The sequence below is a fragment of the Moorena sp. SIO4G3 genome, assembly GCF_010692305.1.
Classification (GTDB): domain Bacteria; phylum Cyanobacteriota; class Cyanobacteriia; order Cyanobacteriales; family Coleofasciculaceae; genus Moorena; species Moorena producens_A.
Genome location: NZ_JAAHIG010000222.1, coordinates 1 through 9,150, shown reverse-complemented (window position 1 = coordinate 9,150; position 9,150 = coordinate 1). Strand labels below are relative to the sequence as shown.

10 protein-coding genes, 1 tRNA gene and 2 pseudogenes are annotated in these 9,150 nt (G+C 43.8%); 3 read left to right on the top strand and 10 right to left on the bottom strand.

What is annotated here, in order from left to right; translation table 11 throughout:
* The 3 genes and pseudogenes from F6J99_RS29350 to hisIE all read right to left on the bottom strand — a co-directional run.
* Positions 1 to 344: pseudogene (locus F6J99_RS29350) on the bottom strand (hypothetical protein); the annotation flags it as partial.
* 126 nt (positions 345 to 470) lie between these two features.
* Entirely contained in the window at positions 471 to 1,388 is a 918-nt protein-coding gene (locus F6J99_RS29345; protein ID WP_293118097.1) for a DUF4351 domain-containing protein, read from the bottom strand.
* Positions 1,389 to 1,567: 179 nt separating this feature from the next.
* Positions 1,568 to 2,218, bottom strand: a complete 651-nt coding sequence (gene hisIE / locus F6J99_RS29340; RefSeq protein WP_293066049.1) for a bifunctional phosphoribosyl-AMP cyclohydrolase/phosphoribosyl-ATP diphosphatase HisIE — start codon at positions 2,216 to 2,218, stop codon at positions 1,568 to 1,570.
* A gap of 304 nt (positions 2,219 to 2,522) precedes the next feature.
* On the opposite strand from hisIE, the gene hemL reads away from it, so the two are divergent.
* On the top strand, positions 2,523 to 3,830 hold the full coding sequence (gene hemL / locus F6J99_RS29335; protein ID WP_293118093.1) for a glutamate-1-semialdehyde 2,1-aminomutase: 1,308 nt from the start codon (positions 2,523 to 2,525) through the stop codon (positions 3,828 to 3,830).
* Between the two features lie 106 nt (positions 3,831 to 3,936).
* Here hemL and F6J99_RS29330 read toward each other — a convergent pair whose 3' ends face one another.
* Entirely contained in the window at positions 3,937 to 4,428 is a 492-nt protein-coding gene (locus F6J99_RS29330; protein ID WP_293118090.1) for a YajQ family cyclic di-GMP-binding protein, read from the bottom strand.
* Between the two features lie 43 nt (positions 4,429 to 4,471).
* Positions 4,472 to 4,597, bottom strand: a complete 126-nt coding sequence (locus tag F6J99_RS29325; protein ID WP_267876366.1) for a hypothetical protein — start codon at positions 4,595 to 4,597, stop codon at positions 4,472 to 4,474.
* Between the two features lie 185 nt (positions 4,598 to 4,782).
* On the opposite strand from F6J99_RS29325, the gene F6J99_RS29320 reads away from it, so the two are divergent.
* The gene (locus F6J99_RS29320; protein ID WP_267876367.1) at positions 4,783 to 4,908 is read left to right on the top strand and encodes a hypothetical protein; all 126 of its coding nucleotides are present in this window, start codon (positions 4,783 to 4,785) and stop codon (positions 4,906 to 4,908) included.
* Between the two features lie 52 nt (positions 4,909 to 4,960).
* Here the strand turns inward: F6J99_RS29320 and F6J99_RS29315 are convergent, their stop codons facing one another.
* Both F6J99_RS29315 and F6J99_RS29310 read right to left on the bottom strand, forming a co-directional pair.
* Positions 4,961 to 5,371 carry an MAPEG family protein gene (locus F6J99_RS29315; RefSeq protein ID WP_293073602.1) on the bottom strand — a complete coding sequence of 137 codons (411 nt, stop codon included), beginning with the start codon at positions 5,369 to 5,371 and terminating at the stop codon, positions 4,961 to 4,963.
* Between the two features lie 43 nt (positions 5,372 to 5,414).
* Complete coding sequence (locus F6J99_RS29310) at positions 5,415 to 5,918, bottom strand: DNA-processing protein DprA (protein WP_008180076.1); 504 nt, start codon at positions 5,916 to 5,918, stop codon at positions 5,415 to 5,417.
* Between the two features lie 215 nt (positions 5,919 to 6,133).
* Between F6J99_RS29310 and F6J99_RS29305 the strand changes: the two genes are divergently transcribed.
* Positions 6,134 to 6,207, top strand: a tRNA-Val gene (locus F6J99_RS29305).
* 306 nt (positions 6,208 to 6,513) lie between these two features.
* On the opposite strand, the pseudogene F6J99_RS29300 reads toward F6J99_RS29305, so the two are convergent.
* The 3 genes and pseudogenes from F6J99_RS29300 to F6J99_RS29290 all read right to left on the bottom strand — a co-directional run.
* Positions 6,514 to 6,954, bottom strand: a pseudogene (locus F6J99_RS29300) (L-histidine N(alpha)-methyltransferase); the annotation flags it as partial.
* Positions 6,955 to 6,990: 36 nt separating this feature from the next.
* Entirely contained in the window at positions 6,991 to 8,133 is a 1,143-nt protein-coding gene (locus F6J99_RS29295) for an IS4 family transposase (protein WP_293118080.1), read from the bottom strand.
* 102 nt (positions 8,134 to 8,235) lie between these two features.
* Complete coding sequence (locus F6J99_RS29290; RefSeq protein ID WP_293118077.1) at positions 8,236 to 8,760, bottom strand: L-histidine N(alpha)-methyltransferase; 525 nt, start codon at positions 8,758 to 8,760, stop codon at positions 8,236 to 8,238.
* Between the last annotated feature and the right edge of the window lie 390 nt (positions 8,761 to 9,150).

The window sequence follows — 9,150 nt, the reverse complement described above, 5'->3', positions numbered from 1 at the left end:
GTGTTACTCTCCAGCAACTGGTTAGTATAAACTTTAGATGAGGTGGTGAACTTCAGAAATATCACGACCTGTTCAACAGGACAGTTATACTTTTCTCTGAGTCTGACCCAATACTTGAGCATCCGCAATGGTAGGGATGGCTTGGAAGCTGGTAGGGTTTGAAATTCCCATTGCAAGATTTGGTTAGGGGTTTGCAGCAGCGTCAAGGAATCGGCGTGAATCGGTTCGGTATTTAACTCAGTTTTGAGCACCGAGATTTCAGTAACTTCAATACCATGAAGCCACCTGACCAAATCAGCTGGGTAGTTTTCGGCGAGATATTTACATATATTATCGTAAGCCAAGGTAGTGATCTATGGTTAACAGTACCTGGGCCAGTTTACCGGATTTGGTTAAAAAAAGCGATGCTCTCAAAGAGCATCCCGTAAGCATCCATGGTGATTGGGCTTTTGGCGCTTTTGGCTTTCCCTTTATTGCTGATGGGATGCCAACCACACAGCTACATCGGTGACGGTATCAAAATCCAACAGCGCCTCGCTCAACTCCTCCAATTGAGCAACAGAAAGCTTTTTAATCCCCTGTTGTAGCTGGTCGTCAACACTCCCAAAGCGACGGGTCAGTTGACGTATAATGATTGAGGACCCTTCCTCTTGCCTTCCTTCCCGTTTTCCTTCCAGTTTTCCTTCGAGTAAACCTTCACGTTTTCCTTCGAGTAAACCTTCACGTTTTCCTTCGAGTAAACCAAGTTTATGTCCTTTTTGAATTATCTTCTGATAAATTACAGACTCTTGCATCACGTCCTCCGGAAATAATTCTCCTATCAAGCGTTGGTCGAACCGCAAACCGGCTAGTAACTGCGTACAAGCGGAGATGTTAGTAAAAGCTAGTGGTTCTTCAATCCTATCCACTGCTGCCGCCACTTGTTCTAATAATCGTTTAGGAGACTCACTGAATGCCAGAGTGGCAAAGGGCAATAAGGCGGGATTTGCCAAAAATAGCTCAGGGTCTTGCTCCCACATCCTGATTACTCGATAGCGATGATTGGTGTTACTCTCCAGCAACTGGTTAGTATAAACTTTAGATGAGGTGGTGAACTTCAGAAATATCACGACCTGTTCAACAGGACAGTTATACTTTTCTCTGAGTCTGACCCAATACTTGAGCATCCGCAATGGTAGGGATGGCTTGGAAGCTGGTAGGGTTTGAAATTCCCATTGCAAGATTTGGTTAGGGGTTTGCAGCAGCGTCAAGGAATCGGCGTGAATCGGTTCGGTATTTAACTCAGTTTTGAGCACCGAGATTTCAGTAACTTCAATACCATGAAGCCACCTGACCAAATCAGCTGGGTAGTTTTCGGCGAGATATTTACATATATTATCGTAAGCCAAGGTAGTTATCTATAGTTAACAGTACCTGGGCCAGTTTACCGGATTTGGTTAAAAAAAGCGATGCTCTCTAACAGACGCGATCGCGTTCGCGATCGCGTCCATGGTGATTGGCCTTTTGGCTTCTTTCTATGATCAAAATCTGCTCCAATTACCAATCACCTTTTTCTCCATCACCAACACTATCGACGGCGCTGTTGCAATTTGCGATAAACATCCCGTACATCAACCTGATGGTAAGCCATAGCAACTAGGCTGTGATAGAGCAAGTCCGCTACTTCAGATGCGATCGCATCCGGGTCATCATCCTTACAAGCCATTACCACTTCTGCCGCTTCTTCCCCAATTTTTTTAAGAATCTTATTATCCCCACCCTTAAACAACTTACAGGTATAGGATCCTTCTACGGGATGGTCACGGCGATCGCAAATTATCTCAAACAACTGAGACAAGGTATCTGCTGGAGGGGCTACTTTCTTACCCTCCACTCGATGGAAACAGCTACGCTCACCGAGATGGCAGGCAATATCACCAATTTGTTCCGCCGTCACGAGTAAAGCATCACTGTCACAGTCGTAGCGGATGGATTTTATCCTTTGTAAATGCCCAGATGTAGCACCCTTGTGCCACAATTCCTGACGAGAGCGACTCCAAAACCAGGTTTCTCCTGTATCGAGGGTTTTTTGCAATGACTCCCGATTCATCCAAGCCATCATTAATATCGTACCATCTAGGTAATCTTGGACAATGGCTGGCACTAGTCCTTGATCGTTGTAGCGAATTTGGTCAACTGGTATAGCTTGGCTAATGGAAGTCGGTTCAGATGCTGACATAGTTTTAGGGCAACAGATTGAAACACCCAGCGGGTCAAACAGCTTTAATGAGATACACCCTACAAGATACCACCCCTGACATCCAATTGATCACTAAATATTGATCAGTAAATCTGGATTCTTTCTTTACAAAGTGAAAACGGATCAGTCTCCATAGGATAATAATCTCTTGTCCAGTATTGCCCCTAAGCCGAAGTTACCTGATCCGAAGTTCCCTGTTGTCCTGTTTAAGGGGGGTAATGGGGTGAGAGCTTTTTACCTTATTTTCAACTAACCCGTACACTATTAATATTAGGAGACTATTTTGGTTAGCACTACCTCGTTTAAAACCACCAAATCACAAGAAATTTTCAGCGCCGCCCAAAACCTAATGCCAGGAGGAGTCAGCTCCCCAGTCAGAGCGTTTAAATCAGTAGGGGGAGAACCGATTGTATTTGACCGAGTTGAAGGAGCATACATCTGGGATGTAGATGGCAACCAGTACATTGACTATGTAGGTACCTGGGGACCAGCCATTTGCGGTCATGCTCATCCGGAAGTTATTGGGGCATTGCACCAGGCTCTAGATAAGGGTACCAGTTTTGGCGCTCCCTCTGCCCTAGAGAACGTGCTAGCACAAATGGTGATTGACGCCGTTCCTAGTATTGAAATGGTGCGGTTTGTCAATTCTGGCACCGAAGCCTGTATGGCAGTGCTGCGACTGATGCGTGCCTTCACAGGACGGGACAAAATTATCAAATTTTCCGGCTGCTACCATGGTCACGCCGATATGCTGCTGGTACAAGCTGGTTCTGGGGTGGCTACTCTAGGTTTACCGGATTCCCCTGGTGTTCCTAAGTCTGCCACTGCTAATACTTTAACCGCTACCTATAACAACCTGGAGGAAGTTAAAGCTTTATTTGAGCAATATCCCAATGAGATTGGTGGGGTCATCCTAGAACCGGTGGTGGGGAATTCTGGTTTCATCACTCCTGTGCCTGGTTTTCTTGAAGGCTTGCGGGAAGTAACTCAAAACCATGGTGCTTTACTGGTGTTTGATGAAGTGATGACTGGCTTCCGGATTGCCTACGGTGGTGCTCAAGAGAAATTTGGCATCACTCCTGACCTGACTACCCTAGGGAAAATTATCGGTGGTGGTTTGCCCGTGGGAGCCTATGGCGGACGAAAGGATATCATGTCCATGGTGGCACCAGCTGGGCCAATGTATCAGGCCGGAACCCTCTCTGGGAATCCTCTAGCCATGACAGCAGGCATTAAAACCCTGGAGTTACTCAAGAAACCGGGTACCTATGAACAGCTAGAGACTATTACCAAAAAGCTTTCCGAGGGACTGCTGCAAATTGCTAAAGATGCTGGTCATGCAACTACTGGTGGGTACATCAGCGCTATGTTTGGCATGTTCTTTACTGGTGTTCCTGTTCACAACTTCGATGATGCCAAAACCTCTGATTCATCCAAATTCACTGCTTTCCATCGTGGCATGTTAGAGCGTGGGATCTACCTAGCCCCCTCACAATTTGAAGCAGGATTCACTTCCCTAGCTCACACCGAGGACGATATTGACCGCACATTAGCAGCAGCGAAGGAAGTCATATCTAGTATCAAGCCATAGCTGCGTAGGGTGCGTTAGGGGCGGGCTCTCCCTGATGTTCCGCCTGTTGGCCAAACTTGAGACAGCCCGCCCCGTAACGCACCACCGGGTCTCAAGCTAGAGCTTCTTAGCGATAGTTAGTAAATTGCAAAGCAATCGGCAAATCTTCTTGCTTCAACCGCTGGATGATATTTTGTAAGTCATCCTTAGATTTGCTAGTTACTCTAACTGAATCACCTTGAATCGAGGCTTGCACTTTTTTAAATTCATCTCGAATCAATTTGGTGATTTTTTTACTATATTCTTGGCTGATGCCTTTTTTTAGGGTGATTTCTTGGCGAACACGATTACCACTAGCTGCTTCTACTTTACCATATTCGAAGATTTTTTGCGAAAGCTCCCGTTTCGCCGCTTTGGTACGAAGAACAGTATGCACAGCATCTAGGGTAAAGTCACTATCAGTATTGATGGTGATAGATTCTTCTCCTAATTCAACAGTGGTTTTAGTATCTTTGAGGTCGTAACGACTTTTGATTTCACGAATAGTTTGATCCACAGCATTGACCAACTCTTGTCGATCAAAATCACTAACAATATCAAAAGAATAAGTACTAGCCATAATTAATAACGGTCAGCGGTAGGCCGTGAGCAATGGTGGCTCACTACGTGACATACTCCCGACGCTGACAAGCACGGTACAGCGCGGGCTTCTTACCAACACCATCCAACGATTCGGTTACTCGGTAAGCTTTATTAACGACACGGGATGCCCCTCCGCGCCGGAACAATACAACTCGTTCTATTTTTAGCTAGTAGGTGGCGGTTAGCTCTTAATTTGTTTTCCCTACTGTCCCTAGTATATCCCATTGGCAAGCTACCTTCCGACCCTTGCCCCGCGCTTTCCATACGACACTTACCCCATGAAGGTAAAGTGCGGGGCTTCTCGCGGTTTAGCTAACAGCTTAAAACCAAAATGGAAATTTGTTGCACCCTATACAAAATTTTTAAACCTATTGATATCAAGCCCGGTTCCATCAGTATTGGATCAGCCAATAGTGTTGGGGCGGTGGCTCAAGCTGGTGGCTCTCAAGACAAATGACCAACAACCAAAACTATCAACGGCCCAAGCAAGTAAGTGGACTTGATCTCGTCTAGCCACTGACGCTGCTTAGACTCAGAACAAACAGAGTACCACTGGAAAGAGAGCCGATGGCAAACATCAGCGATCGCCCCAAGGGAATATCGAGAATGTAAAACAGCGAGTAGAAGACTCGGGCAATTACAAATGCGATCGCACACCCGATGGCGAGAGTTGAATTCTGACCCGTAACATAGGCCATCAAAGCGGCTGCGCTAAATATAATAAAGGTTTCAAAGGAGTTCTGATGTGCCCAAGTTGCTCGTTGGGCATAGGGCGGTAGCTGATCAAACATGGCGCGAGGGGCACTTTGGTCATAGCCTAGTTTGAAACGGCTGTAGCCAACTACCAGAAATGGTAGATAGATTAAAACCGTTGCCCCCACAATACAGTAAAGTAAAATTCCCGAACCGGATAGATGCATAGTCTAGCTCACACTAATCAAAATTAATCACAATTAATCACAACTAATCAAAATAGAACAGAGTAACAACCTTGTTTTGCTGTTCCGCCTCCTTACAGGTGTTGAGGAGGGTACGGCTATCATGGAATGCGAAACAAATTAACTGCTGACACCTCGCAACAATTTCGGCATTACACAAGGCACTAGCTTCAGCGAGAGACAAGGTATCATTTTGGGGATTTTCCACCAAATGCATTACCTTCTCCAAGTATTTTCGGGATTCCAGTGGCTGTCGCTGAAGACTTTGGGGCAAAATTACCGTTAGCAAGGAGGGATCGGCTCGCATAGCACCTCGAATGGCAGCTAAGTTGGTTCCGGTCGCACCAGAGGTAATCAGACGATTACCCGCTTGCACTAAGGCATAGCTCATCATCTCAATTAGATTCTGATGGGTGATAGGAACGTGACGTGACCCCAACAAGGCAATTCGCTTAGAACCAGTTTGCTGTATGGCTGCGAGTTCCTTGGCTAATGTATCGATACTGGCGGTTTCTATTGGTTGACTCAAAGATAAAGATGTGGGTAAAGGCTGAACGACCAGGATATTTTAGCAGAACTCATCCCTGATGTCCTCCTTCAAAAGAATTCCACTGTATTGATAATGTTTGTTACCTGCTCCGAAGCTCCCTACTCCCTACTCCCTGCTCCCTGCTCCCTTTCCTAGAAGGTTTAAATAAATAAAATTGCTATATTGTAAATATGTGCTATCATAATGAATGGTTTGGACGCATAGCTCAGTTGGTTAGAGCACCACGTTGACATCGTGGGGGTCACTGGTTCGAGTCCAGTTGTGTCCATCACTCTGCCTCTAAGGGTACTGCCACCGTCATCTAAGCATTCAGCTATTAGTGATCAGCGGTCAGCTTATGTGCTACGCACACGCGTGCGCGTTCAGCCTTTAGTTTATTTTATTCAAAAGCACCTCAAGGTGGCACAGGCTTCTAGCCTGTGGTGGCACAGGCTTCGACCCTGGGACCCATGACCCATGACCCATGACCCATGACCCATGACCCATAAGCTGATAGCTGACCGCTGATAACTGATAGCTTAATGCTTACCACAAAACTCTTCAGATCATTCCATTATTAAGCAACGCTATTTTTTTAAGATAAAACATGAATAACCATGCGGTGATTTTCATCTTCAAAATGAGCTAATGGTTCTAATCCTCCTTGCCTAGCTATTTTTTGAAAATAATCAACGGGATATTTGTAAGAACTGAAAATATGAAATTTTTCATCTTCTTTTATGCTGATATTAACGCCATCAAACACAAAGGCTTGGTTGCTGGTAGCAATTACATTATGTTTCAAACAATAATTGTTGGGTATCCATTCAGGCTGATACTTAAATGCAGCAGGATTAAAGTTGGTCATTGGCAAATCGCGATCAATGCAATATAGTACGCTCAAAATAAAATTTGCTACTTCTTCAGTATCGTAGGCTTTTTTTAATGAAGACTCGTTTTGATTAGCATCTACACCAACGATTATAAGACCTTCTGACGGCAATGATTGAGAGATTTTTGTAATAAATTTGACACATTGGTTTGTAGATAAACTGACAGGGGGACATAAAGCTTATAACGTAGACAGTGCCAACTCTATAGCCCGCTCACCCTTCAAGTAATAGTTGAGCCAACGACGGTTAATTTGCAAAAGTTCGTCCACTATTTTTTCGCACAATCCCCTTAAGCGAAGCCACGAATGCTGATGTTGGCCAACATAAAAAGCGCTATGTCGCCGTTGTCCACTTGATTTAGTTTCAGGTCTGACCACATATTTTTGAATTCCCATCTGCTTAATGTGTCGCCCTTGAAGCATGGCACTGGTATAGGCAATCGCCACAACAATCATTAATTTTGAAAGATACTCACCTGTTAGCTTAGAGCCTTCAATACTATAGCCTCCCGACTTAAAATCTCGAAACATTTCCTCAATGGAAAATCGTCTTTGGTAGGCCACAATAGCCGTATCGACATCATCAAAATTAGTCAAAATATACCAGGGTTCTTTCGTCTTAAATCCCTGGTAATTTCTTTTCCATTTACCGGCTATATTAAACGTCCCAAATCCTTTTTTTTTGGTAACTTGGCAGTCATTAAGAAACAGCTTTACTCCTGGCTTAAGCCCATAGTCTTTTAACTCCCGTTCCACCTCAGTATCGTAACAAACAAACGTGTTATATTTCTGTCTCAAACAAAAGTATGCACCCTGCAAACCCAGCCAGTTTCCCAGTTTGGGTGAACAAAATTCCCGGTCTCCTAACACCACCACCCTATAGTTGGAGAGTAACCCAATACTTTTCCCCAAAACAGCTGTTTGCTCATCAAAATTACTGCTGCCTTTTTTATCCAAGAACTCCCAGTAAATCGGCCAGGCACGATGATCATATATGACACTAACCATCAAGATATTAATCACCCCCCAGCTGGTACGATCTATCGCCAAATATATTCTATCGTTTGGTTTAAACATCTCTTCTAGCAGAGCACTTACACAGGGAAACCAGATTGAAACCATGTTGAACTGTTTGATCCGTAAAAACCGACGTAATTTCTTTCGACGACTCTCAAACAAAATAGGTAACGGCAGCGCTTGAGCTAACACTTCTAGTTTGACCTGTCTGAGTAGTTGTAGGCTGGCCACGACTAAGGTTATTAATAAATACCTACTGTGATGCAGCTGATTTTGTAGGATTTTCTGGTATGGTTTAGCTATCATTTTTTGTAGATGGGTCAGGGTTACTATATTTGACCTATCTTTTTTTTGATTTGTCTGCCGTATCCCTTGCTACATAAGGGCTATAACCGCTCTGTCCCCCCGTCAGGTAGATAAATTAGTGATTGTGCTGCCTTTAAACCAAACTAACGGTTTGTCAAACTGTTTAACGAGATCGGTATTCTCAATAAAGTCGTCTTGTATGGGTTTAACCAATAGATCTGGTAACTCATCTTGCAAAACGTCTTCTGCCTGATCCAAATAAGTTTTGCACAAATCTACGGGAATATACGTTTTGATATTATGATTCAATGACTTCAGTAAAGGTAGGCTTTTGTTGATAAATGCTGTTTTTGTTCCTGGTCCGAATTCAATAATATCTACCCCCTGTGGCACATAATTTGATAGTTGATTAGCTACTTTTTTAATGAGTCTAACCTCTTCCTTATAAAGGTAATAATCAACACTTTGTTCAATTACTTTTCGATAATATTCTTCACCCCTAGCAGGATCATTTTCAATAGTAGGATCGGGAGTGCTATACATATAAGCAGCAAGGGTTTCTTCTTCTATGTGCAAAAAAAGAGATTTGACCTTCTCTTTAAACAATGATGAATCAAATTCTATCATGGTAGCTACTTTTGGCTTTGATAAATGTATTGGTATTGAAAAATTGTCGGCCAATTAGGCAATTAAGGTAAGCCTTCATATCTTAACTATCAGGTATAGCGCTACGCGCAAGTCACCAAGGTTATTTCGTCAGAAGTCAGAAGTAAGCTATGACTGAGTTTCGGAATTTACGAATGTCAAACATCTGAATACTTCGGTTGCTACATAAGAGGTTGTCTGAGAAGTCTCATTTGCTACATATAAGCCCCCTAAATCCCCCAATTTTGATACCGCTGGCCAAATTAATATTTGTTTACACATATGTCAACCGGTCGGCGCAAGAGCAGCAAAACGAGAACATCGGGTAGCTGCAAATGGAACTCCGAGCCACCAATTAACCAAACGCACAAT